This window comes from Sphingobium sp. FG11 (assembly GCF_057809915.1).
Genome location: NZ_JBMDKW010000004.1, coordinates 1 through 22,068 on the forward strand (window position 1 = coordinate 1; position 22,068 = coordinate 22,068).

At 64.4% G+C, this 22,068-nt stretch carries 30 protein-coding genes; 13 read left to right on the top strand and 17 right to left on the bottom strand.

The genetic code is table 11. The annotated features are described in order from the left end of the window. Positions 1-183: 183 nt before the first annotated feature. The 3 genes from sdhA to sdhC are packed head-to-tail and all read right to left on the bottom strand — an operon-like array spanning position 184 to position 2,773. Positions 184-1,989, bottom strand: coding sequence for a succinate dehydrogenase flavoprotein subunit (sdhA, locus tag ACODSN_RS04275; protein WP_489053418.1), 1,806 nt, complete (start codon positions 1,987-1,989; stop codon positions 184-186). Beyond that, positions 1,989-2,378: a succinate dehydrogenase, hydrophobic membrane anchor protein gene (gene sdhD / locus ACODSN_RS04280; RefSeq protein ID WP_489053419.1), complete on the bottom strand. Its 390-nt coding sequence runs from the start codon at positions 2,376-2,378 to the stop codon at positions 1,989-1,991. Before sdhD ends, sdhA begins: the two co-directional genes overlap by 1 nt. Further along, positions 2,378-2,773, bottom strand: a complete 396-nt coding sequence (sdhC, locus tag ACODSN_RS04285; RefSeq protein WP_489053420.1) for a succinate dehydrogenase, cytochrome b556 subunit — start codon at positions 2,771-2,773, stop codon at positions 2,378-2,380. The genes sdhD and sdhC overlap by 1 nt, the downstream gene beginning before the upstream one ends. 172 nt (positions 2,774-2,945) lie before the next feature. Here sdhC and ACODSN_RS04290 point away from each other — a divergent pair, with 172 nt between their 5' ends. The 3 genes from ACODSN_RS04290 to ACODSN_RS04300 all read left to right on the top strand — a co-directional run bounded on the left by ACODSN_RS04290 (position 2,946) and on the right by ACODSN_RS04300 (position 6,114). Next, complete coding sequence (locus tag ACODSN_RS04290; RefSeq protein WP_489053421.1) at positions 2,946-4,280, top strand: methyl-accepting chemotaxis protein; 1,335 nt, start codon at positions 2,946-2,948, stop codon at positions 4,278-4,280. 61 nt (positions 4,281-4,341) lie between these two features. After that, on the top strand, positions 4,342-5,376 hold the full coding sequence (locus ACODSN_RS04295; protein ID WP_489053422.1) for a 50S ribosomal protein L11 methyltransferase: 1,035 nt from the start codon (positions 4,342-4,344) through the stop codon (positions 5,374-5,376). Positions 5,377-5,394: 18 nt separating this feature from the next. Further along, a complete protein-coding gene (locus ACODSN_RS04300) occupies positions 5,395-6,114 on the top strand; it encodes a dienelactone hydrolase family protein (RefSeq protein ID WP_489053753.1) in 720 nt (239 codons plus the stop codon). An 11-nt stretch (positions 6,115-6,125) separates the two neighbouring features. Here the strand turns inward: ACODSN_RS04300 and ACODSN_RS04305 are convergent, their stop codons facing one another. Both ACODSN_RS04305 and ACODSN_RS04310 read right to left on the bottom strand, forming a co-directional pair. Then, positions 6,126-7,256, bottom strand: a complete 1,131-nt coding sequence (locus tag ACODSN_RS04305) for a M14 family metallopeptidase (protein ID WP_489053423.1) — start codon at positions 7,254-7,256, stop codon at positions 6,126-6,128. Continuing rightward, positions 7,253-7,846 (bottom strand): hypothetical protein, encoded by a 594-nt coding sequence (locus ACODSN_RS04310; RefSeq protein WP_489053425.1) that lies wholly within the window; start codon positions 7,844-7,846, stop codon positions 7,253-7,255. Before ACODSN_RS04310 ends, ACODSN_RS04305 begins: the two co-directional genes overlap by 4 nt. Before the next feature lie 202 nt (positions 7,847-8,048). Between ACODSN_RS04310 and ykgO the strand changes: the two genes are divergently transcribed. Beyond that, complete coding sequence (gene ykgO / locus ACODSN_RS04315) at positions 8,049-8,174, top strand: type B 50S ribosomal protein L36 (protein WP_003046794.1); 126 nt, start codon at positions 8,049-8,051, stop codon at positions 8,172-8,174. A 233-nt stretch (positions 8,175-8,407) separates the two neighbouring features. Here ykgO and pyk read toward each other — a convergent pair whose 3' ends face one another. Continuing rightward, entirely contained in the window at positions 8,408-9,859 is a 1,452-nt protein-coding gene (gene pyk, locus ACODSN_RS04320) for a pyruvate kinase (RefSeq protein ID WP_489053427.1), read from the bottom strand. Between the two features lie 82 nt (positions 9,860-9,941). On the opposite strand from pyk, the gene ACODSN_RS04325 reads away from it, so the two are divergent. The 6 genes from ACODSN_RS04325 to ruvC all read left to right on the top strand — a co-directional run bounded on the left by ACODSN_RS04325 (position 9,942) and on the right by ruvC (position 12,630). Continuing rightward, positions 9,942-10,259, top strand: coding sequence for a DUF1244 domain-containing protein (locus tag ACODSN_RS04325; RefSeq protein ID WP_489053754.1), 318 nt, complete (start codon positions 9,942-9,944; stop codon positions 10,257-10,259). Between the two features lie 40 nt (positions 10,260-10,299). After that, positions 10,300-10,542 carry a DUF2312 domain-containing protein gene (locus ACODSN_RS04330; protein WP_340232637.1) on the top strand — a complete coding sequence of 81 codons (243 nt, stop codon included), beginning with the start codon at positions 10,300-10,302 and terminating at the stop codon, positions 10,540-10,542. Between the two features lie 22 nt (positions 10,543-10,564). Then, positions 10,565-10,891, top strand: a complete 327-nt coding sequence (locus tag ACODSN_RS04335; RefSeq protein ID WP_489053429.1) for a heavy metal-binding domain-containing protein — start codon at positions 10,565-10,567, stop codon at positions 10,889-10,891. A gap of 70 nt (positions 10,892-10,961) precedes the next feature. Beyond that, positions 10,962-11,705, top strand: coding sequence for a YebC/PmpR family DNA-binding transcriptional regulator (locus tag ACODSN_RS04340; protein ID WP_489053430.1), 744 nt, complete (start codon positions 10,962-10,964; stop codon positions 11,703-11,705). Between the two features lie 89 nt (positions 11,706-11,794). Beyond that, entirely contained in the window at positions 11,795-12,130 is a 336-nt protein-coding gene (locus ACODSN_RS04345; protein ID WP_489053431.1) for a TM2 domain-containing protein, read from the top strand. 8 nt (positions 12,131-12,138) lie between these two features. Then, positions 12,139-12,630, top strand: a complete 492-nt coding sequence (gene ruvC, locus ACODSN_RS04350) for a crossover junction endodeoxyribonuclease RuvC (protein WP_489053432.1) — start codon at positions 12,139-12,141, stop codon at positions 12,628-12,630. A gap of 45 nt (positions 12,631-12,675) precedes the next feature. On the opposite strand, the gene grpE is transcribed toward ruvC, so the two are convergent. Genes grpE through ACODSN_RS04370 form a run of 4 tightly spaced genes read right to left on the bottom strand, consistent with a single transcriptional unit; the run spans position 12,676 to position 15,031 of the window. Beyond that, the gene (gene grpE / locus ACODSN_RS04355) at positions 12,676-13,227 is read right to left on the bottom strand and encodes a nucleotide exchange factor GrpE (protein ID WP_489053434.1); all 552 of its coding nucleotides are present in this window, start codon (positions 13,225-13,227) and stop codon (positions 12,676-12,678) included. Continuing rightward, positions 13,224-14,279: a heat-inducible transcriptional repressor HrcA gene (hrcA, locus tag ACODSN_RS04360; RefSeq protein WP_489053756.1), complete on the bottom strand. Its 1,056-nt coding sequence runs from the start codon at positions 14,277-14,279 to the stop codon at positions 13,224-13,226. The genes grpE and hrcA overlap by 4 nt, the downstream gene beginning before the upstream one ends. A 34-nt stretch (positions 14,280-14,313) precedes the next feature. Continuing rightward, positions 14,314-14,508, bottom strand: a complete 195-nt coding sequence (locus ACODSN_RS04365; protein ID WP_489053436.1) for a hypothetical protein — start codon at positions 14,506-14,508, stop codon at positions 14,314-14,316. A 16-nt stretch (positions 14,509-14,524) separates the two neighbouring features. Then, entirely contained in the window at positions 14,525-15,031 is a 507-nt protein-coding gene (locus tag ACODSN_RS04370; protein ID WP_489053437.1) for a DUF6438 domain-containing protein, read from the bottom strand. A gap of 108 nt (positions 15,032-15,139) precedes the next feature. On the opposite strand from ACODSN_RS04370, the gene rph reads away from it, so the two are divergent. The 3 genes from rph to hemW all read left to right on the top strand — a co-directional run bounded on the left by rph (position 15,140) and on the right by hemW (position 17,732). Beyond that, the gene (rph, locus tag ACODSN_RS04375; protein ID WP_489053439.1) at positions 15,140-15,856 is read left to right on the top strand and encodes a ribonuclease PH; all 717 of its coding nucleotides are present in this window, start codon (positions 15,140-15,142) and stop codon (positions 15,854-15,856) included. 90 nt (positions 15,857-15,946) lie between these two features. Further along, positions 15,947-16,576 (top strand): RdgB/HAM1 family non-canonical purine NTP pyrophosphatase, encoded by a 630-nt coding sequence (rdgB, locus tag ACODSN_RS04380; RefSeq protein WP_489053440.1) that lies wholly within the window; start codon positions 15,947-15,949, stop codon positions 16,574-16,576. 7 nt (positions 16,577-16,583) lie between these two features. After that, positions 16,584-17,732 carry a radical SAM family heme chaperone HemW gene (gene hemW / locus ACODSN_RS04385; protein ID WP_489053441.1) on the top strand — a complete coding sequence of 383 codons (1,149 nt, stop codon included), beginning with the start codon at positions 16,584-16,586 and terminating at the stop codon, positions 17,730-17,732. A 254-nt stretch (positions 17,733-17,986) separates the two neighbouring features. Here hemW and grxD read toward each other — a convergent pair whose 3' ends face one another. From grxD to ACODSN_RS04420, 7 genes are all read right to left on the bottom strand, one after another. Next, entirely contained in the window at positions 17,987-18,316 is a 330-nt protein-coding gene (gene grxD, locus ACODSN_RS04390; RefSeq protein WP_489053443.1) for a Grx4 family monothiol glutaredoxin, read from the bottom strand. A gap of 47 nt (positions 18,317-18,363) precedes the next feature. Next, entirely contained in the window at positions 18,364-18,597 is a 234-nt protein-coding gene (locus tag ACODSN_RS04395) for a BolA/IbaG family iron-sulfur metabolism protein (RefSeq protein WP_489053444.1), read from the bottom strand. 19 nt (positions 18,598-18,616) lie between these two features. Beyond that, positions 18,617-18,940: a DUF1476 domain-containing protein gene (locus ACODSN_RS04400; protein ID WP_489053446.1), complete on the bottom strand. Its 324-nt coding sequence runs from the start codon at positions 18,938-18,940 to the stop codon at positions 18,617-18,619. Positions 18,941-18,997: 57 nt separating this feature from the next. Further along, entirely contained in the window at positions 18,998-19,591 is a 594-nt protein-coding gene (leuD, locus tag ACODSN_RS04405; RefSeq protein WP_489053448.1) for a 3-isopropylmalate dehydratase small subunit, read from the bottom strand. Beyond that, complete coding sequence (locus tag ACODSN_RS04410) at positions 19,591-19,719, bottom strand: hypothetical protein (protein ID WP_489053449.1); 129 nt, start codon at positions 19,717-19,719, stop codon at positions 19,591-19,593. The genes leuD and ACODSN_RS04410 overlap by 1 nt, the downstream gene beginning before the upstream one ends. Next, a complete protein-coding gene (gene leuC, locus ACODSN_RS04415) occupies positions 19,716-21,167 on the bottom strand; it encodes a 3-isopropylmalate dehydratase large subunit (protein ID WP_489053451.1) in 1,452 nt (483 codons plus the stop codon). Before leuC ends, ACODSN_RS04410 begins: the two co-directional genes overlap by 4 nt. 74 nt (positions 21,168-21,241) lie before the next feature. After that, positions 21,242-21,928: a glutathione S-transferase family protein gene (locus ACODSN_RS04420; RefSeq protein WP_489053453.1), complete on the bottom strand. Its 687-nt coding sequence runs from the start codon at positions 21,926-21,928 to the stop codon at positions 21,242-21,244. Positions 21,929-22,068 lie beyond the last annotated feature (140 nt).

The window sequence follows — 22,068 nt, forward strand, 5'->3', positions numbered from 1 at the left end:
AAGGTGGGTCACTTCTCGATGAAAACCCCGGGTCACTTCTCAGCAGCAATCAACAGGCCTATAATAAATCGACCTCAATGCCTGCCTCTTGTCGTTCCCAGTCACAGTCCAAAACCCGCCCCAACAAAAAAAGGGCGGACCTTTCGGCCCGCCCCCTTCTAATCTCAACCAGTCAGCGACGGATCAATACACCCGTGCCTTCGGCTTGATATATTCGGCCTCGTCGGTCATCGTGTAATCATGCACCGGCCGGTAATCGAGTGTCACCTTGCCGCCCGATCCGCCCCAGCCTTCGAACCAGCTGATTGTGTGCTTCATCCAGTTTTCGTCGTCGCGGTTCGGGAAATCCTCATGCGCATGCGCCCCGCGCGATTCCTTGCGGGCATCGGCGCCTTCCATCGTGCAGACGGCCTGGCTCATGAGATTGTCGAGTTCCAGCGTCTCGATCAGGTCGGTGTTCCAGATCAGCGAACGGTCGCTGACCTTGACATCCTGCAACCGCTTGTTGACCGCCTGCATCTGCGTGACACCTTCGGCCAGCAGCGCGCTGTCGCGGAACACGGCGGCGTGCTTCTGCATCGTGCGCTGCATGTCCATGCGGATATCCGCCGTCGACGTGCCGCCTTTCGCATTGCGATAATGGTCGAGCCGGCCGAGCGCCAGATCGGCCGAGTCCGTGGGCAGCGCCTTGTGCGGGCTGTTGGGCTTGATATTGTCCTTGAGGAACAGGCCCGTGGCCCGGCCGAACACGACAAGGTCGATCAGCGAGTTGGAGCCGAGGCGGTTCGCGCCATGCACCGACACGCACGCCGCTTCGCCGACCGCGAACAGGCCCGGCACGATGACTTCGGGATCGTCGCCGACCTTCGTCACGACCTGGCCGTGATAGTTGCAGGGGATGCCGCCCATATTATAATGGACCGTCGGCGTCACCGGCAGCGGCTGGCGCGTCAGGTCGACGCCCGCGAAAATCTTGCCGCTTTCGGTAATGCCCGGCAGCCGCTCCGCCAGTACCTTGGGATCGATATGATCGAGGTGGAGGAAGATATGATCCTTATGCTCGCCGACACCGCGCCCTTCGCGCATTTCCATCGCCATCGACCGGGACACGACGTCACGCGACGCCAGATCCTTCGCCGACGGGGCATAGCGCTCCATGAAGCGCTCGCCTTCGGAGTTGGTGAGATAGCCGCCCTCGCCACGCGCGCCTTCGGTGATGAGCACGCCCGCGCCGTAAATGCCGGTCGGGTGGAACTGCACGAACTCCAGATCCTGGAGCGGCAGGCCAGCGCGCAGCACCATGCCGCCGCCGTCGCCGGTGCAGCTATGCGCCGAGGTGGCGGAGAAATAGGCGCGGCCATAACCGCCCGTCGCCAGCACGACCGCATGACTGCGGAAGCGGTGGATCGACCCGTCCTCCATGCAGATGGCGATCACGCCCCGGCACTCGCCATTTTCCATGATGAGGTCGATGGCGAAATATTCGATATAGAAGTCCGCGTCATATTTCAGCGACTGCTGATACAGCGCATGCAGCATCGCATGGCCGGTGCGATCGGCGGCGGCGCAGGTGCGCTGCACCGGCGGGCCGGCGCCCATATTCTGCATGTGGCCGCCGAAGGGCCGCTGGTAGATCGTGCCTTCCGCATTGCGGCTGAACGGCACACCCGCATGCTCCAGCTCGTAGACGGCGGCAGGCGCTTCACGCACCATATATTCGATCGCGTCCTGATCGCCCAGCCAGTCGGACCCCTTGACGGTGTCGTACATGTGCCAGGTCCAGTGATCGGGCGAATTGTTGCCCAGGCTCGCCGCGATACCGCCCTGCGCCGCAACCGTGTGGCTGCGGGTCGGGAACAGCTTGGTGATGCACGCGGTCTTGAGGCCCGCCTCGGCGCTGCCCATGGTGGCGCGCAGGCCCGACCCACCAGCACCCACGACCACCGTGTCATAGGTGTGGTCGATGATCTTGTAGCTTTCGTTCGACATCAGGAAGCGGCCCCCGTGAATGCGATCTTCGCGATGGCGAAGAGTCCGGCGGCCGCGCCGCCAATGGCGTAGAAGTTCAGAAGCAGGATCGACAGGAAAGCCAGACCCTTGTCGTGGACATAATCCTCCAGCATCACCTGCATGCCCAAGCGCAGATGCCAGAAGATGCTGACGATCATCAGCATCAGCGGCACGGCGACCAGCGGACGGCCGATCCAGCTCACGACGCTCTGATAATCAAGCCCCGGCAGTGTCAGCAGGCTGACAATCAGCCACAGGACGAGCAGCAAATTGCCGACGGCGGTGTAGCGCTGCGCCAGCCAGTGATGCGCGCCATGCTTTGCCGAACCCAGGCCACGGACGCGGCCGATACCAGTACCGTTGCCCATCAGAAACCCTTTCCAAGGATATAAAGCCAGACGAAGCCGGTCACGATGATCGCAGCGGCCGGAACCGCCAGCGACCAGCTCTTGTTGCTCTTCAGTTCATAGCCCGCGCCGATATCCAGCACGAAATGGCGCAGCCCCGAAAACATATGCTGGAAAAACACCCAGGTCAGGCCAACCATGACCAGATAGCCGATCGGCGACGTCGCGCAGGCGATGAAGTTCGCATAAGCGTCAGGCCCGATCGCGGCGGCGGTCAGCCACCACACCAGACCCATCGCCCCTACCGTTGCCAATCCATTGCCGGTGACGCGATGCAGGATGGAGATGGCCATGGCCGGACCCCATTTCCAGATCGTCAGATGCGGCGAGAGCGGCCGGCTGTTGGTTCGCGCCATATTTACTCCGTCCCTGAAGCTATTTCCTGATTCCGCTCCCCTTAAGTGCGAACGCGGCCAAGGGCAAGCTGCCCGCGCATCGACGGGGCGGGTTGCGGGGCTAAGGATCGCTTAACCAAATTCAACTATGCCGCAAGATACGCTTTGCATTATATCGAGAGGCCGCAAGAGCATGTCATCCGCCGACGCAAGCAAGACCGTCGAGGCCGATTTCCTCCGGAAAATCGACCCCATGAACAGCATCGCGCAGGGCGCGCTGGAAATTCATGGCCTCGTTCAGGATTCGATCGCGGAAGTGGCGGACGCTTTCTTCCAGCGATACACGCAGAGCAGCGATCTGCGCAGTCTGGTCGGCACCGAGGCGCTGGCGCGCATTGAAGCGCGAACGCATGATTATATCCGCGAGAAACTTGCGCATTACGACGCCGGACGCTGGATCGACATGCAGACGGCCTGCATCCGACATGCCCGTGAAAAGGGCATCCCGGTGGACAGCGTGATGGCGGCCATTGCGCGGTCCAACGAAAAGCTTTCCGAACTGATCTGGGACCGCACCGAAAATGATCGGGCGCGATGCCAGCGGATGCTGATCACCATCAATCGAATTTCCATGATGGACACGGGCGTGATGGGCAAGGTTCTGGCCCGCGATACAACGGAGACGCAGCGTGCCGAGCGGCAACGCTACAGCGCGCTGTTCGAACAGCGGATCGTCACGGAAATCGGCGGCGCTTCCCAGCTTGGCGAATCACTGCGCGAACAGGCCAGGGATGCGTCCGCCGCGACGCGCGGCATGCTGGGCAAGGCGTCCGAAGTCGCCGCCGCCGCCGAGCAGTCGGCACTCGCCATGCGCGAGGCCGCGCGCACCTCCGCCGGCCTGATCCGCGCGATCGAGGACGCCCGCACCGAAGTTGAGGCCGCGGCCGAGATCGCGCAGCGCGCGGCGTCTCAATCGGGCGATGCCGTATCCATGTCGGCCACCCTGTCGGACCATGCCAAGTCGATCGAATCGATCCTGGGCCTGATTCGTGACATTGCGGGGCAGACCAATCTGCTCGCACTCAACGCGACGATCGAGGCCGCCCGTGCTGGCGATGCCGGACGCGGCTTTGCCGTGGTGGCGCAGGAGGTCAAGAGCCTCGCCAACCAGACCGCGCGGGCGACGGACGAGATTGCGGGCAAGATCGCCGATATTCAGGCATCGACCCGGCAATCGGTAGACACCAACCAGCGCATTCGCGAAACGGTGGGCGAGGTGCAGTCGAGCGCCGAACGCATCCGTCACGCCATGGACGCGCAGGCGCAGACCGTCACCATGATTACCGCCGCCGTCGATGAAACCGCGCTGGCCGCCGATTCCATGTCGACCACCATTTCCGCCATCCGCCAGGATACCGAAGTCGTCGCATCGGAAATCGACCAGCTTGAACGCGGCTTTGTGAGCGTGGAAGGAAAGCTCAGCAGCCTGCGCAACGCCGCATCGGATTTCGGTCGACAGGTCGCCTGACCCCTTCCCACGCATCGCCCCGGCCCTTCCCCCTCGCGGCGGGCTGGGCTATGGGCGGCCGATGAACGATATCGCTGCATCGGCCCCGCAAAGCCTGCCTCAAAGCTTGGCCCAAAGTTTGGCCCAAAGCTGGAAAGTCACCCTGCCCTGTACCCGCGCCGAAGCCGAAGCGCTGGACGGCGAGATCGCGGCGTTTGCGGCGATGGAGCAGCCCCCGGTGCTGATGACCAGCGAAGCCGAACCCGACAATGAGGACGCCTGGCGGCTCGACGCCTATTTCGAAGGCAAGCCCGCTCCCGCCGCGATCAAGTTGCTGCGCTCGCTCGTACCGAGCGCCAGGGCGATAAAGCCGGTGATCGAAGCCTTGCCCGACGAGGATTGGGTGACGCTCAGCCAGCAGGGGCTGGAGCCGGTCAGCGCGGGCCGCTTCCATGTCCGCAATATCGCCACCGACCCCGAACAGCCGGGCCAGATCAACTTTCTGATCGAGGCGGGCCGCGCCTTCGGCACCGGGCAGCATGAAACGACGGCGGGATGCCTTGCCATGCTCGACCGGATGCGCCGGGTCGGCATGCGCTTTGGCAATATCGCCGATATCGGCACCGGCACCGGCCTGCTCGCCTTCGCCGCGCTGCATCTGTGGCCGCGCGCCTATGCGACGGCATCGGATATCGATCCGGTCGCAGTCGAGATCAGCGAACAAAATGCCCGCGCGAACGGTGTGCTGACTGGTGCTGGCCGGGGCCAATTGGCGCTTTTCACTGCGGCGGGGGCGGATCATGCCACCATCGGCGGACGCGCGCCCTATGATCTGTTGATCGCCAATATCCTCGCCGGGCCGCTGATCGAACTCGCGCCCTCGCTCTGCGCGCTGGTGGAGGATGGCGGCTCGATCATCCTCGCCGGGTTGCTGAACGGTCAGGCGCCCGCCGTGCTGGCGGCCTATCGCGCGCAGGGCATGCGGCTGGCCGAACGCGCCGACAATGGCGACTGGCCGACGCTGCGCCTGCGCAAGCGCCCGCGCATCGGATGGAAGCGCCCTTCGCGCATCGATCGCGCGGCGCGCGGCGAAGCGCCCGGCCATGGCAGCATCTGAAAAAGGCGACCGATCATGATGACCCGCGAACCCATCCTGCATGAAGGTCCCGACCGGCCGCTGGAAAGCATGGCGGTGTTCGCGGACGCCGCCGGTCCCCAGCGCCCCGGTATATTGTTGTTCCCCAATGTGCTCGGCACCCAGGAGAGCGATTTCGCCTATGCCGAAAAGGTCGCGGCACTGGGCTATGCGGTGCTCGTCGCCGACATCTTTGGTCAGGGTCGGCGGTCGGCTCGCACCGATGCCGATCCTGGCCGCTATATGAACGAACTGAACGCCGACCGCGCCCTGATGCTGGCGCGGCTTCGGGCCTGCCACGCGACGCTCAAGGCCATGCCGCAGGTGGATGCGGCGCGCACGGCGGCGATCGGATTCTGCTTCGGCGGCAAATGCGTGCTCGATCTGGTGCGCGGCGGCGCGGACATTGCCGGCGGCGTCAGCTTTCATGGCGTCTATGACGCCCCGCCCTTCCCCAACGCCGCGATCACCGCGAAGCTGCTCATCTGCCATGGCTGGGACGATCCGCTGGCCCCGCCCGCAGCCGTCACCGCGCTGGCGACGGAGTTGAGCGCGGCGCGGTGCGACTGGCAGATTCACGCCTATGGCGGCACCGGCCACGCTTTCACCGACGAAAGCGTCCATATGCCCGAAAAGGGCATGGCCTATCAGCCAGACGCCGACCGGCGCAGCTTCAAGGCGATGACCGACTTTCTGGGCGAACTGTTTCCGGCGGCATAAGCGCGCGCGTCTCAGATTTCGTCGATCATCTCCGTCAGCACGGCCAGACAATCCTTGCCAAGCTGCATCGACCGCGCCGGCGACCAGCCGAAATCGGCGTCCGGCAAATCGTCATTATCCTTGAACGGCATTTCCAGCGTCATCGCTACCGCGCCGAAACGCTCCGCGATCTGGTTGGTGGACATGGTGAGATTGGCTTTCCCCTCGCCCGCCACCGGATAGCCGCGCTTCGTCTGGAAATCGGGCGTGCGCGTCGCCAGCGTGTCGCGATAGCGACGATAGAGGCCAAGCTGGCGCTCGGTGATCGACGGGATGCCCTCGAACCCTGCCAGAAACACCGCCGGGATCGCCTCGTCGCCATGCACGTCGATCGCGAAATCGACGCCGGTCTCGTCCATGGCGGCGCGCACGGCGAACACTTCCGGGCTATGTTCGGGCGACGGCGAATGCCATTCGCGGTTCAGGTTCACGCCCGCCGCATTGGTGCGCAGATGGCCACGCCGGCTGCCGTCCGGGTTCATATTGGGCACGATATGGAAGGTCGCCCGCGCGCGCAGCAGCCGGGCAACCGCATCCTCTTCATCGCATAGCCGCTCCAGCGCGCCTTCCATCCACCATTCCGCCATGGTCTCGCCGGGGTGCTGGCGGGCATAGAGCCACACCTGCTTCGCGCCTTCGCCGATGGTCAGCAGGTCGAGCGGCTGGCCATCCAGCGTCACCCCCAGTTCACGCTGCACCACGCCCGGCTGGCACGCCGCCCAGGCGATCAGATCATGATGCCGCTCCATCGAATAGGGCGCGAAATAGGCGATCCACAGCGCGCCATTGTCGGGCGTGACGCGGATGGTCAGCACGCCATCGGCATAGCTGGTGTCGGCGAGCAACCAGGTCTCGCGATCCTCGCTCATCCGCGCCTTGTAGCCCTGCCAGCCGTCGGGATAGGCCGAATCGCCGCAATTGACGATCTTCAGTTCGACCTCGCGCCCCGCCGCCCCCGCGACGCGGAAGTGGAACCATTGATAAAAATCGCTCTGATGATCGCGCACGATTTCCAGCTCGGCGCGGACGCCGTCCGGGTGGTCATGGATGGAAAGAACGCGAATATTGCCGCTGTCGAAAGCGCTGGTGATGGAGATCGTCATTTGACGCTTATAGTGCGCCCGGATTCCCCCGGATAGCCCCCGATCAGCGCGGCGGCGAGCTTGGCCGCCGCGATGCCGGGCTGCGCGGCGGGCGTGCCCTCGCGCGCCTGTGTCATGGCGCGCCCTTCCCAGATCGCGTCCACATCACCCCGGCGGCGAATCTGCACCTGAAGCTCGGTGGTCACGATATCCTTGGGCTTGCCCGACAGATTGATGCCGATCCCGACCCCCAGCCCCGAATAGCCGCCGCTACCCACCGCGCCGCCCACGCCCACGCTCACCGGCTTTTCCGTGCCGTAGCCGGTTGGGCGGAAGGCGCGGCGCAACGCCACGCGCGCGACATAGGCGCTGGGCGCGCCCGGCTGCACCGCGGTAAATCCGACGCCCTGCAACTCCCGCTCCACCGCGGTCGCATAGGTGCGGAATTCCAGGCTGACGTCGGGATTGCCGGGCATTTCCTCGACTGCGATCGTGCCGGATCGCGCCGGATCACCCACATGAAAGCGCGTGACCTCGACCGGCGGGACAGCGGTGGCGCACCCCGTCAGCGAAGCGACGAGGCAGGCGGATGCGAGAATAGGCTTCAACATGGACCCAACTCCAAAAGGGGTGCGTGACCCATACACGACGCCAGCGCTCCATTTCCATCCCAACGCGCCTGCCTCCGCTTCGCTGCGCTCGGGACGATCATCAGGCAAAAGAGCGTGCCCCACCCTTGACTTTGCCCCGCCCCGCCCATAGGGGCAGCGCTTCGATTTTCGGCACCATCGCAATACTCAAGGGCAGACTTCCATGAAGATCCGCAATTCACTCAAGTCGCTCAAGGACCGGCACCGGGACAACCGCGTGATCCGCCGCCGTGGCCGCACCTATGTGATCAACAAGACCAACCGCCGTTTCAAAGCCCGCCAGGGCTGATCCGGGTCGCCGCCGCTTCGTCGGCGGAACCCTGGTGAAACTGCCATATTCCGCGAGCGCCCGATCCTGATGGACCGGGCGCTCGCTGCGTTTGAGTGCCTGTTTGGAAATGCGCCTCAGGTGCAACCGCACCGGCCTTCATCCCCACCCGGCTGCCCAGACATGATATTCTGGTGGGCGGCCGGGTGGGGATGAAGGCCGGTGCGGTCTACAAATACTGCGCCCCGCCCGCGCTATTCCCGCCCCTTCAGCTCATCACCGCGAATCGTCGCGACATGCAGGACGTTGGTCGATCCCGGCGTGCCGAAGGGCACCCCCGCAAGCACGACGATCTTCTGCCCCTTGGCGGTCATATGATGGCGCAGGCTCATGCGCCGCGCCTTGCCGATCATTTCCTCGAACGTGCCGATATCCTTGGTCCGCACCGCATGAACGCCCCAGGTCAGGCCGAGTTTGCGCGCGGTGTCCTGGCGCGGCGTCAGCGCGAGGATCGGCGCGGACGGACGCTCGCGCGCGAGCCGGCGCACCGTGCTGCCCGATGAGGTGAAGCAGGCGATAGCGCTCGCCCCCACCACCGGCACGATCCCCGCCGCCGCTTCCGCCAATGCGTCCGCCGTGGTCGAATCGGGCTGGGTCTCGGTGAAATGCAGCCGCGCGAAATAGCCCGGATCGCGCTCTACGCTGTGGGCGATGCTGTCCATCATCCGCACAGCCTCGACCGGCCAGGCCCCCGCCGCCGTCTCGGCCGAAAGCATGATGGCGTCGGCCCCGTCATAAACGGCGGTGGCGACATCGGACACTTCGGCGCGCGTCGGCGTCGGCGCGGTAATCATCGATTCGAGCATCTGCGTCGCCACGACCACCGGACGGCCCATCCGGCGCGCGGTGGCGACGATCTGCTTCTGAAGCGGCGGCACGGCCTGCGGCGGCAGTTCGACGCCCAGATCGCCGCGCGCGACCATGACGCCATCGGCGACCTCCAATATCTCCTCCAGCCGCTGCACGGCGGAGGGCTTTTCGATCTTGGCCATCAACGCGCCATAGCCACCCATCAGCTTGCGCGCTTCCGCCAGATCCTCTGGCCGCTGGACGAAGCTCAGCGCGATCCAGTCCAGCCCCTGCTGCATGGCGAAGCTCAGGTCCCGCCGGTCCTTGTCCGTCAGCGCGGGCACCGGCACCACCACATCGGGCACGTTCACACCCTTGCGATCGGACAGCATCCCGCCGACCTCGACAATCGTCTCGATCCGGTCCTCGTCCACGGACTTGACCCGCAGCACCAGCTTGCCATCGTCCAGCAGCAGCCGGGTCTCCGGGACCAGCGCGGCATAGATTTCGGGATGGGGCAGATTGACGCGCCGTACGTCGCCCGGCGTCAGGTCGCGGTCGAGCACGAACGCCGCGCCGGTCTGCAACATCACCGGCCCCGCCGCGAAGGTGCCGACCCGCAGCTTTGGCCCTTGCAGATCGCCCAGGATCGTCGTGGGTCGCCCATATTCCTTTTCCAGCGCGCGGATGGTCGCGATGCGCGCGGCGTGATCTTCCTGCGCGCCATGGCTCATATTGATGCGGAAGGCGTCCGCCCCGGCGACGAACAGCGCGCGGATCATCTCCGCCGAATCGCTCGATGGCCCCAAAGTGACAAGGATGCGGACCTTGCGCGTCCGGGGCTGCAATCTCGTCATAGGCATTCGCTCCTGCTCGTCATGGCGCCCCGGCTTGCCAGGACGCTCTTTTCATTTATCCGTGCTGCACGACAGGATGATGATGGAAAGGATAGTGTCGGTGCCCGACAGCATAATCAACGACAGCGTCGCCGCAACCGCCTTCCGCAGGCTGGTCGCGCATCTTCAACATCGCAGCGACGTCCAGAATATCGATCTGATGGGCGCGGCCGGCTTCTGCCGCAACTGCCTTGCCGACTGGATCGCGGAAGCCGATGGCGGCCTGAGCCGCGACGAGGCGCGCGAACTCATCCACGGCATGCCCTTTGCGGAATGGAAGGATCGCTATCAGGGCGAGGCCACGCCCGATCAGATCGCCCGGATGAAAGAGAGTGTGGCGAAGAACGCCGACAACCACTAGGACCCCGGCAACCGATTCACATCCATTGGAGATAAGACCCATGAGCGAAGGCAATGTCGCCGCCGACCAGCTACGCCTTTTGATCGAGCGCATCGAGCGTCTCGAAGAAGAGAAGAAGGGCATCGGCGACGATATCAAGGATGTGTATCTGGAAGCCAAGGCGACCGGCTATGACCCCAAGATCATCCGCCAGATCGTGCGCCTGCGCAAAATGCCGCCGCATGACCGGCAGGAAATGGAAGCCATCCTCCAGACCTATCTCGCCGCGCTGGGTATGGAATAACCCGATCGAAGGAGAAGAAACGATGTCCGAGATGATCGTCAGCACCACCAACACGCTGGAAGGCCGCCCGGCCAAGGAATATCTCGGCATCGTCACCGGCGAGGTGATCGTGGGCGCCAACCTGTTCCGCGACCTTTTCGCCAGCGTGCGCGACATCGTCGGCGGCCGGTCGGGCGCTTATGAGGATGTGCTGCAACGCGCGCGGGAACAGGCGATCGGCGAAATGCGGATGCGCGCCGGTACGCTCGGCGCCAATGCGGTCGTCGGCGTCGATCTCGACTATGAAGTGCTGGGGTCGAACGGGTCGATGCTGATGGTCTCCGCCTCGGGCACCGCGATCATCATCTGAGATTGCCGGATTGGCCCGCGCTCGCTAGAGAGCGCGCTTCGGTTTCACAGATATTATCGGGAGAAAGGCCTTGGCCGGCCATTCCAAATTCAAGAATATCATGCATCGCAAGGGCGCGCAGGACAAGAAGCGCTCCTCGATGTTCTCCAAGCTCAGCCGCGAAATCACCGTCGCGGCAAAGATGGGCATGCCCGATCCGGACATGAACCCGCGTCTGCGCCTCGCCGTCAACGCCGCCAAGGCGCAGTCGATGCCTAAGGACAATATCCAGCGCGCGATCGACAAGGCCAATGCGGCCGGCGGGGAGAATTACGAGGAAGTGCGCTACGAGGGCTATGGCCCCGCCGGCATCGCCATCATCGTCGAGGCGCTGACCGACAATCGCAATCGCACCGCGACCAACATCCGCACCGCCTTTTCCAAAAATGGCGGCAATCTCGGCGCGTCCGGCGCGGTGAGTCACGGTTTCGACCGCGTGGGCCTCATCACCTATCCCGCCAGCGCGGGCGATGCCGATGCGATCTTCGAAGCCGCGCTGGAAGCGGGCGCGGAGGATGTGTCGTCCAACGAGGACGAACATGAAATCTGGACCGCGATGGACGCGCTCCACGAAGTCGCCAAGGCGCTTGAAGCCAAGCTCGGTCCGGCGGAAGGCGCAAAGCTCGCCTGGAAGCCGCAAACCACGACCGAAGTCGACGAAGCCAACGCCGCGACCCTGCTCAAGCTGGTCGACACGCTGGAAGATGATGACGATGTCCAGACCGTCTGGGGCAATTATGAAGTGTCAGACGCGGTGCTGGAGAAGCTCGGATAAGAATTGGACGTGACGGATCTCGATTTGTCATAAATTCGTTCGCAAAAAGCCATGCCTGTCTTATAAACCCGACTCTAGCGGGGGAATTTATGACAGATATGGCTTTGAGGGGCGCGGCTGCTACAGGGCAAAAATATTGCTCCGGCTGTGGGATCCTAATACATAAAGAAGCATTTGCTTGCCCCAAATGTGGATCACCTCAGGCCGATGTGCGCAATCGCGAGCATAAAAGCAGAGGTGTCGCGATCATCTTAGCACTTTTGCTGGGCGGATTAGGAATTCACAAATTCTATCTTGGCCGCGCTGGTTGGGGCTTTCTTTATCTCATATTTTTCTGGACGTTCATACCAGCCTTCGCTGCTTTGGTTGAAGCGATTATTTATGCCGTTATGGGCGAGGATGCGTTCCACCAAAAATATGGCTGACGCCTACCATGATCCTGCTCGGCCTTGATCCGGGTCTCGGCACGACGGGCTGGGGCCTGATCGCCGTCGATGGCAACCGGCTGACCCATGTCGGCAATGGCCAGATCAAGACCGACAGCGCACTGCCGCTCGCGACGCGGCTGCTGGCGCTCGATCTGGCGCTCACCGACCTCATCCTTGAACATCGGCCCGATGGCGCGGCGGTCGAGGAGGTGTTCGTCAACGTGAATCCGCAATCGACGCTCAAGCTCGGGCAAGCGCGCGGCGTCATCCTGCTGGGCGCGGCGCGATCGGGGATGGAAGTCGGCGAATATGCCGCCCGCCTCGTCAAGAAATCGGTCGTGGGCGTAGGCAACGCATCAAAGGATCAGGTGCACGCGATGGTCTCGCGGCTGCTGCCCGGCGCGAAGATAGCCGGGCCGGACGCGGCGGACGCGCTGGCTGTCGCCATCACCCACGCGCACCATCTGGCGAGCGCCCGGCGAATACCGACGAAATAGGCTCGCCCCGACCGCTACCAACGGCCGGGGAAGACACAGCCTTGCTTATTCCGGCGCCTTCGCCACGCTGACCATCGCGGGCCGCAACAGCCGGTCCTTGATCATATAGCCCGCCTGCATCTCCACCAGGATCGTGCCCGGCTGGGCATCGGCGGAGGGCACTTCCATCATCGCCTGATGCTTGTTGGGATCGAGCGGCTGGCCGACCGATTCGATTTTCTGAATGCCGTTGCGCCCGAACACGCTGTCCAGTTCGCGGCCGGTCGCTTCGAGGCCGACGACCAGCCCCTTGAACTTGTCGTCCTCCCGCAACTCGGCGGGGATGGCCGCCAGCGCGCGGGACAGATTGTCCGCGATCGACAGCATGTCGCGGGCGAAGCTCGTCGCGGCATAGGCACGGGCGTCGGCCAGTTCCTTTTCCAGCCGGCGGCGCACATTCTGCGTATCGGCATGGGCGTAGAGAATGTCCTGCTTCGCCGTCGCCAGCTCGGCTTCCAGCGCCGTGATCCGCTCGCCGGGGCCATCGGCCGCAGGCGCCGTATCCTCCGGCAATTCATCCACGATTTCGGTGTTTTCGATATTCTTGTCTTCGCTCATCTCATCAATCTCGATAGCGTCTGGGCGGTGAAATCCACCATGGGGATCACGCGGGCATAGTTCAAGCGGGTCGGGCCGATCACGCCGACGACGCCGACCACCTGCCCGTCCCCGCCACGGTAGGGCGCGGCTATGACCGAAGAACCCGACAGGGAAAAGAGCTTGTTTTCCGAGCCGATGAAGATTTTGGTCGCACTGCCCGCCAGCGCGCTTTCCAGCAGCCGGGCGATTTCCTGCTTGCCCTCCAGTTGTTCCAGCAATTGCCGCACCCGCTCCAGATCGGCGACAGTGCCATCATCGATCAGATTGGCCTGCCCCCGCACGATCAGGACGGCGCGGTCGTCGGCGTCGCGCGACCAGATCGCGATGCCCCGCTCCACCAGTTCGCGCGCCGCGCCCTGCAATGCGCTCTGCTCCGCCTCAAGTTCGCGCCGCAAAAACTCGCCCGCCTGCCCCAGCGTCAGCCCGGCAAAGCGCGCCGACATGAAGTTGGCCGCTTCGGTCAGCATCGACATCGTGACGCCCTGCGGCAGATCGATCACCCGATTTTCGACCGAGCCATCCTGCCCAACCAGCACCGCCAGCGCCTGCGCCCCGTTCAGCGGCACGAAGCCGAATTGCCGCAACAACGGCTCGCGCTTGGGCACCATGACGATCCCGGCGCAGGCCGACAAACCCGATAGCGCGGCGGTCGCGGCTGACAGCGCTTCCTCGATCGGCCCGCCGCCCTCGCCCGCCGTGCCGATACCCGCCTCGATCGCGCGGCGTTCTTCGGCGGAGGGCTGCGCCGCCTGCATCATGCCGTCCACGAACAGGCGCAGCCCCGTTTCGGTCGGCATCCGCCCGGCCGATGTATGCGGCGCGGCGAGCAGGCCCAGCTCCTCCAGATCCTGCATCACATTGCGGATCGACGCGGGCGACAGGCTGAGCGCCGCGATCTTGCTGATCGTGCGCGACCCCACCGGCTGCCCGGTGCCGAGATAATTCTCCACGACGACGCGAAAAACGTCCCGCGCGCGATCGTTGAGTTCGGATATCGGTGTGGTCGGCATCATCGCTGGAATGTAGGCAGCTTCACGCGCCCGCTCAACGCCTTGCGCGCCTTGCGACGAAGACCATCGCCAAGCCCAGACCGCAAAGCAGCGCTCCGCGCCAGGTCCACGGGCGCTGATCGATCATGAAGCTCGATTGCGGCCAGTGGATCACGCCGGCCCCCTGACCGACCCACAGCAATCCCATAAGAACCGAAAGCACCCCGACCGCCTGCATGGTGAACCGCATCGATCCCTCCCCTGATTCAGCTTGCCGCCTTGGGCTTGAGCATCGCCTCGATGCCAAGCATGGCGGGCAACGCTCGAATCGTCGAGCGCAATCGCGCGTGGCGCGTATCCATGCAGCCCGACTGATAATCGAGCCGCGCCGGTTTTTGCGCGCCCCGGCTCCATTCGATCGAATAGCCCGGCATATCGGTCGCGAAACGCTGGCAATCCGCTTGCCCCTGCGTGATCGTTTTCGTGACCCCGGCGGCTGGCCGATAGGGTGCCAGTGCCGCGCGCAGCCGCTGATATTGCGCGCGCGTGATGGTGAAGCGCGTCGGCCCCGGCACGGCGGTAAAACGCTCCGGCTCCAGCAGGCCGGACCCGTCGGGCGTCACCCGCAGCGTATAGGCGGGACAGGCGCCGAAACAGCGCCCGGCGGTGAAGCGGATTACATCGCCTGCCGCGCGCGGCGCTTCCAGTTCGGTCTCCCCGGTCGCGCATCCCGCGAGCAGCACGGCCATGCCAAGACTGATTATTGCTTTCATTCGTCCCCCTTAGCGGAACTTTTCGCCGCTGGCACTGGCAAGACGGCGCACCCGGCGCTAAGCCCCACCGCCATATCGCTTTTTTCATTCGCTTCGGAGTAACAATTTATGCGTCCTTCCGGCCGCGCGCCCGACCAGATGCGCGACATCACCATGGAGCCTGGCTTCACCATCCATGCCGAAGGCAGCTGCCTCGTCAGCTTCGGCGATACCCGTGTGCTGTGCACCGCTTCGGTCGAGGAAAAAGTGCCGCCTTTCCTGCGCGGCAAGGGTTCGGGCTGGGTCACGGCCGAATATGGCATGCTGCCCCGCGCCACCCACACGCGCGGATCGCGCGAAGCGGCGAAGGGCAAACAATCCGGCCGCACGCAGGAAATCCAGCGTCTGATCGGCCGCTCGCTGCGCACCGTGGTCGACATGAAGAAGCTCGGCGAGCGCCAGATCGTCGTCGATTGCGACGTGATTCAGGCCGATGGCGGCACCCGCACCGCGGCGATTTCGGGTAGCTGGGTCGCGCTGCGCATCGCGATCGACAAGCTGCTGGCGTCCGGCGCGCTCAAGGAAGACCCGATCATTCAGAAGGTCGCGGCGATCAGCTGCGGCATTTATGAAGACACGCCGGTCCTCGACCTCGACTATGCCGAGGACAGCAATGCGCAAACCGACGCGAACCTGATCCTGACCGGCGACGGCAAATTCGCCGAAGTTCAGGCGACCGCCGAAGGCGCCGCCTATGACGAGGAAGAACTGCTCCGCCTGCTGCGGCTCGCCCGCATCGGCTGCGCGAAGATCTTCGCCGCGCAGGACAAGGCGACAGGCCGGTAACAACTTTTTCGTTCGGTTCGAGCCTGTCGAGAAACTTTTCCTTGAAACCGCGTCTCGACAAGCTCGAAGTGAACGGAGATAGTTGCCAATATGAGCGACGATTTTGGACAGGAACAGGCGATCCGCAAGCTCGCCCCCGGCAAGCTGGTGATTGCGAGCCATAATCCGGGCAAGGTGCGCGAAATCGCCGCCTTGCTCGGCCCTTATGGCATCGAGCCGATCTCTGCCGCCGCGCTCGACCTGCCCGAGCCGGAGGAAACCGGCACGACCTTCATCGCCAATGCCGAATTAAAGGCGTTGCAGGCGGCCGATCTGTCCGGTCTCCCCGCGCTCGCCGACGATAGCGGCCTCAGCGTCGAGGCGCTGCGCGGCGACCCCGGCCTGTTTTCCGCGCGCTGGGCTGGCCCGACCAAGGATTTCGGCCTCGCCATGCAGCTGGTGCATGACCGGATGCAGGAACAAGGCCCTGATGCGGGCCACGACGCGCATTTCGTCTGCGCCCTCGCCCTCGCCTGGCCCGATGGCCATGTCGAGGCGTTCGAGGGCCGGGTCGACGGCATCATCACCTGGCCGCCACGCGGCACCCAGGGCTTTGGCTATGATCCGATCTTCCAGCCGCTCGGTCACGCCATCAGCTTCGGCGAGATGGACCCGGATGCCAAGCACGCGATGAGCCATCGCGCCGACGCCTTCGCCAAGCTGGTCGCGGCGGTTTTCTAAAGGATCGATGGCGCTGGCCGATCCTGTCGCCCTCTATGTGCACTGGCCGTTCTGCGTCAGCAAATGCCCCTATTGCGATTTCAACAGCCATGTCCGGGCCGAAATCGACATGGCGGCATGGCGCGACGCGCTGCTGGCCGACCTCGCCCATGAAGCCGCGCTGACGGGCGGACGGCCGCTCGGCTCAATCTTCTTTGGCGGCGGCACCCCTTCGCTGATGCCGCCCGCCATCGTCGCCGCGCTGATAGAGGCAGCCACCCGCTACTGGCTACCCGTCGCCGACATGGAAATCACGCTGGAGGCCAATCCCAGCTCGGTCGAGGCGGCGCGCTTCGCCGATCTTGCCGCAGCCGGGGTGAATCGCGTGTCACTCGGGCTACAAGCTCTGGACGATCAGGCCTTGCACTTCCTTGGCCGCGCCCATGACGTGCGCGAAGGACTGGCCGCACTCGATATCGCCCAGTCGGTGTTCGCGCGGGTCAATTTCGATTTGATCTACGCCCTGCCAGGGCAGAACGAAGCCGACTGGGAAGCGGAACTAACGCGCGGCCTGTCGTTCGGCACCGATCATCTCTCCCTCTATCAACTGACGATCGAGCCGGGCACCCGCTTCGCAACGCTGGCGGCGCAGGGCCAGTTCGTTCCCGCCGATCCCGATCATGGCGCGACGCTCTATGAACTGACGCAGGCGATGACCGACGCGGCGGGCATCCCGGCCTATGAGATCAGCAATCACGCCCGGCCGGGGCAGCAAAGCCGCCATAACCTCACCTATTGGCGCTATGGCGACTATATGGGCGTGGGTCCGGGCGCGCATGGCAGGCGTCATGGCGTGGCGACGCTGCGCCACAAAAAGCCGGAAAACTGGATGGGCGCGGTCGCCCGCAATGGCCATGGCCTCCAGAGCGAGGACGTCCTGCCGGGTGCAGATCGGGCGCGGGAGGCCCTGCTGATGGGACTGCGGCTAGCCGAGGGCGTGGACCTCGACCGGATTGCCGCCCTGTCCGCTTTGCCTGTGGCCACGCTGGTCGACGCGGCGGAGATCGACAAGCTGGCCGCACATGGCCTGCTGGCAAAACAGGACCAGCACCTGACCATCTCGCCAGCGGGCATGCTGCTCCTCGACGCGATCCTGCCCCGGATCGTAGTGGTCTAACCGGCCCGCACCGTCGGAATTTCTTACAATTAACTCCCGCCGACGCGACGCATTAACCACCAGACCCGCGCAATCCCGTCACCTCTAACAACTGGCACGCTGATTGCATCCTGTCTTTTATTCCCGACGCTTAACTATCGGGGGATGCAGACAGTCTCCGTCACGCATCCCCCACCCGGGATTTCTCCGATCCGACGCAAGAAAAAAGCGGCCCGAAACCGGACCGCTTTCATTCATGGCAACCGAAACGGGGTTCAGTTCGCCGCGACGCCCTGATCCGTCATCAGTTGGTGCAGTTCGCCCGCTTCATACATTTCCATCATGATGTCGCTGCCGCCGACGAATTCGCCCTTCACATAGAGCTGCGGGATCGTCGGCCAGTCGGAATAGGCCTTGATCCCCTGCCGCACGCCCTGATCCTGCAAGACATCGACCGTCTCATAGGCAACGCCCAGATGCTCCAGGATCGCAATGGCGCGGCTGGAAAAGCCGCATTGCGGAAAGAGCGGCGTGCCCTTCATGAACAGCACGACATCATGGCCGTTGACGATTTCGGCGATCCGCTGCTGCACGGCGTCGGTCATGGTCTTTCATCCTCGAACGGGCGCCGGCATGGCGCGAAATTATCTGCTTAGTTGGGAACGGCCGTGGTCAGTTGCAAGGCATGGAGCACCCCGCCCATCCGCCCGCCCAGCGCCGCGTATACCGCGCGCTGCTGCGCGACCCGGCTCTGCCCGCGAAAGCTTTCGGCGGTCACGCGCGCGGCATAATGATCGCCGTCACCGGCCAGATCGGTAATCTCGACCACCGCATCGGGGATGGCGGCGCGGATCATGTCAGCGATATCATCGGCGGCCATCGGCATGGTGACTGGCTCCCCGCCCTTATTGGGCTTCGATGAACATGCGGCGGGCGATCACCGCCTGCTCGTCCAGCGCCACGCGCACGCCCGCTTCGTCGATGTCGAGACCGGCCGAGGTCATGTCGCCCACCAGCTTGCGGATGACGTCCTCGTCGCCCGATTCCTCGAAATCGGCCTGCACGACTGCCTTGGCATAGGCGTCGGTTTCCTCGGGCGTCAGACCCATCTTGCCCGCGGCCCATTCGCCCAGCAGGCGGTTGCGCCGCGCCTGGATGCGGAACTGCATTTCCTGATCGTGCGCGAACATATTCTCGAAAGCGCGCTCGCGGTCGTCAAATGTCGTCATGCGTCTAACCCTGTTGGAAGCCGAACTTCATGTTCGAAGATAAGAGAATCGGTGCGCTTACGCAACGGCCGGGACAAGCCACGGCTGTTCCCGCCCCGCACGCGCCTCATAGACGTCGATGTCGCCCGCCTGATCCAGCGTCAGGCCGATTTCGTCCAGTCCGCCCAACAGGCAATGTTTGCGAAAAGGGTCGATCTCGAAGCTGAAACGATCCTGAAACTGCGTCGTCACCGTCTGCTGTTCCAGATCGATATGGAGCGGATCGCTCTTCGCGACCTCCATCAGCCGGTCGATCGCCTCCTGCGGCAGCACGACCGTCAATATGCCGTTCTTGAACGCGTTACCGGAGAAAATATCCGAAAAGCTCGGCGCGATCACCACCTTGATGCCAAGGTCGAGCAGCGCCCAGGCGGCATGTTCCCGGCTCGACCCGCAGCCGAAATTATCGCCCGCGATCAGGATCGGGCTACCGGCATAGGCGGGATCGTCAAAGACGTTGCCCGGCTCCTTGCGCAGCACCTCGAACGCGCCCTTGCCAAGGCCGGAACGCGAAATGGTCTTGAGCCAGTGCGACGGGATGACGATGTCGGTGTCGACATTCTTCATCCCGAACGGATAGGCCGGGCCGTCGATTGTTGTCAGTCTGTCCATCAATGAGTCCGCTTCGTCTCCGGGCGGGTGGAATCGGCGCGGGCCGTGTCGGCCGCACGGCCCAGCCCCGCCGCCATCGCCGCGCTCGCCAGCGCGCCCAGCGCCAGCACCCAGAACACCTTCTTCATGCGAGCAGTCCCTCTTGCCGGCTCATCAGTTCACGCACATCGGTCAGTCGTCCGGTCAGCGCCGCTGCCGCAGCCATCGCGGGCGACACCAGATGGGTGCGCGATCCGGGGCCTTGCCGCCCCATGAAATTGCGGTTGCTGGTCGATGCGCAGCGCTCGCCCGCCGGCACCTTGTCCGGGTTCATGCCAAGACAGGCCGAACAGCCCGGCTCGCGCCATTCGAAACCGGCGTCGGTAAAGACCCGGTCCAGTCCCTCGGCTTCGGCCTGTCGCTTGACGAGGCCCGATCCCGGCACGACCATCGCCTGCTTGATCCCGGCCGCGACATGGTGGCCGCGCAGCACGGCGGCGGCGGCGCGCAAATCCTCGATCCGGCTGTTGGTGCAACTGCCGATGAAAATATGTTCGACCGCCACATCCTGCATCCGCTGTCCGGCGGTCAGGCCCATATAGTCGAGCGACTTGGCCGCGGCGGCGCGCTTGGACGCGTCGGCGAAACTGTCGGGATCGGGAACGATGCCGGTCACGGGCACGACATCCTCGGGGCTGGTGCCCCAGGTGACGTTGGGCACGATGGTGGCGGCGTCGATGAACACGCTCTTGTCGAACGCCGCGCCCTCGTCGGTCGTCAGCGTCCGCCAATAGGCGACCGCCGCGTCCCATTCCGCACCCTTGGGCGCCATCGGCCGGCCCTTGAGATAGGCGAAGGTCGTCTCGTCGGGGGCGAACAGGCCGGAACGCGCGCCCGCTTCGATCGACATGTTGGCGACGGTCAGCCGCCCCTCGATCGACATCGCCTCGAAAGTCGATCCCCGATATTCCATGACATAGCCGGTGCCGCCCGCCGTGCCGATCAGGCCGCAGATCGCCAGCGCCACATCCTTGGCCGTCACGCCGAAGCCGAGTTCGCCCTCGACCCGCACTTCCATCGTTTTGGATTGTTTGAGCAGCAGCGTCTGCGTCGCCAGCACATGCTCGACCTCGCTGGTGCCGATGCCGAACGCCAGCGACCCCAGCGCGCCGTGCGAGCTGGTATGACTATCGCCGCACACCAAAGTCGTGCCCGGCAGGGTGAAGCCCTGTTCCGGCCCGACGACATGGACGATGCCCTGTTCCGGGTCGGCATCACCGATCAGGCGCACGCCGAATTCGGGCGCGTTGCGCTCCAGCGCGGCAAGCTGCTGCGCGCTTTCCCTGTCGGCGATGGGGATGCGCTGGCCCGCACTGTCGCGGCGCGGCGTCGTCGGCAGATTATGATCCGGCACCGCCAGCGTCAGGTCGGGCCGGCGCACCTTGCGCCCCGCAAGCCTAAGCCCCTCGAACGCTTGCGGACTCGTCACCTCATGCACGAGATGGCGGTCGATATAGATGAGGCAGGTGCCGTCCGGGCGGCGCTCGACGATGTGCGCGTCCCAGATTTTTTCGTAAAGGGTGCGGGGCTTGGTCATGATCCTTTCCCCCTAGCCCCAGTCAGCCCGGCGCGAAAGGGGCAATGACCCCAAATTTTGCGCTGCCCCGCCTGTCAGACGGCGCGATGATCCGCGACGATCCGCCCGGCCGCGCCGACATCCGCCTCGTGGCTTTCCTCGCGCCAGGTCTCGGCGAGCGCGGCGGCCTCCCACTCCAGCATCGCGGGCAGCGCCAGCATGTGATCCACCCATTGCCGCGCCACCGGCCCGACATCGAGACCATAGGTCCGCACGCGGAACGCCACCGGCGCGAAAAAGGCATCAACGGCAGTGAAGGCATCCCCGGCGAGAAACGCCCCGCCGAACCGGCTCAACCCCTCGCCCCACAGTTCGGCAAGCCGCGCAATGTCACGCCCCAGCGCCGCCGATGGCAGATGCGTTTCTACCCGCACGCCCACATTCATCGGGCAATCGTTGCGCAACGTCGCAAAGCCGCTGTGCATTTCCGCCGCCGCGCACTGGGCAAAGGCGCGAGCGGTCTCGTCCCTGGGCCAGACGCCGTCATGCCGATCGGCGAGATACAGGACGATCCCCAGCGAATCCCACAGCGTCCGCTCGCCGTCGATCAGCACCGGCACCTGCCCGGTCGGCGAAAAAGCGCGGAAGGCGGCATAGTTGGTCGCCCGCGCAAACGGCTCGATCCGGTCGGTAAAGGGAATACCGAGCGCCTTCATCAGCACCCATGGGCGCAACGACCAGCTCGAATAATTGCGGTTCGCGGTGACGAGCGTGTAGGCCATGGCGTTTCCCCTGATCGGTCGCTCGCCTTTAACCGTCAACGCCGCGCGGCCAAAGGCGAAACCCGCACCGCATCATAAGTCCAGCTTATGAAAATGACGAAGCCCGCCGCATCGAGATCGAGCGACGGGCTTCTTATCAA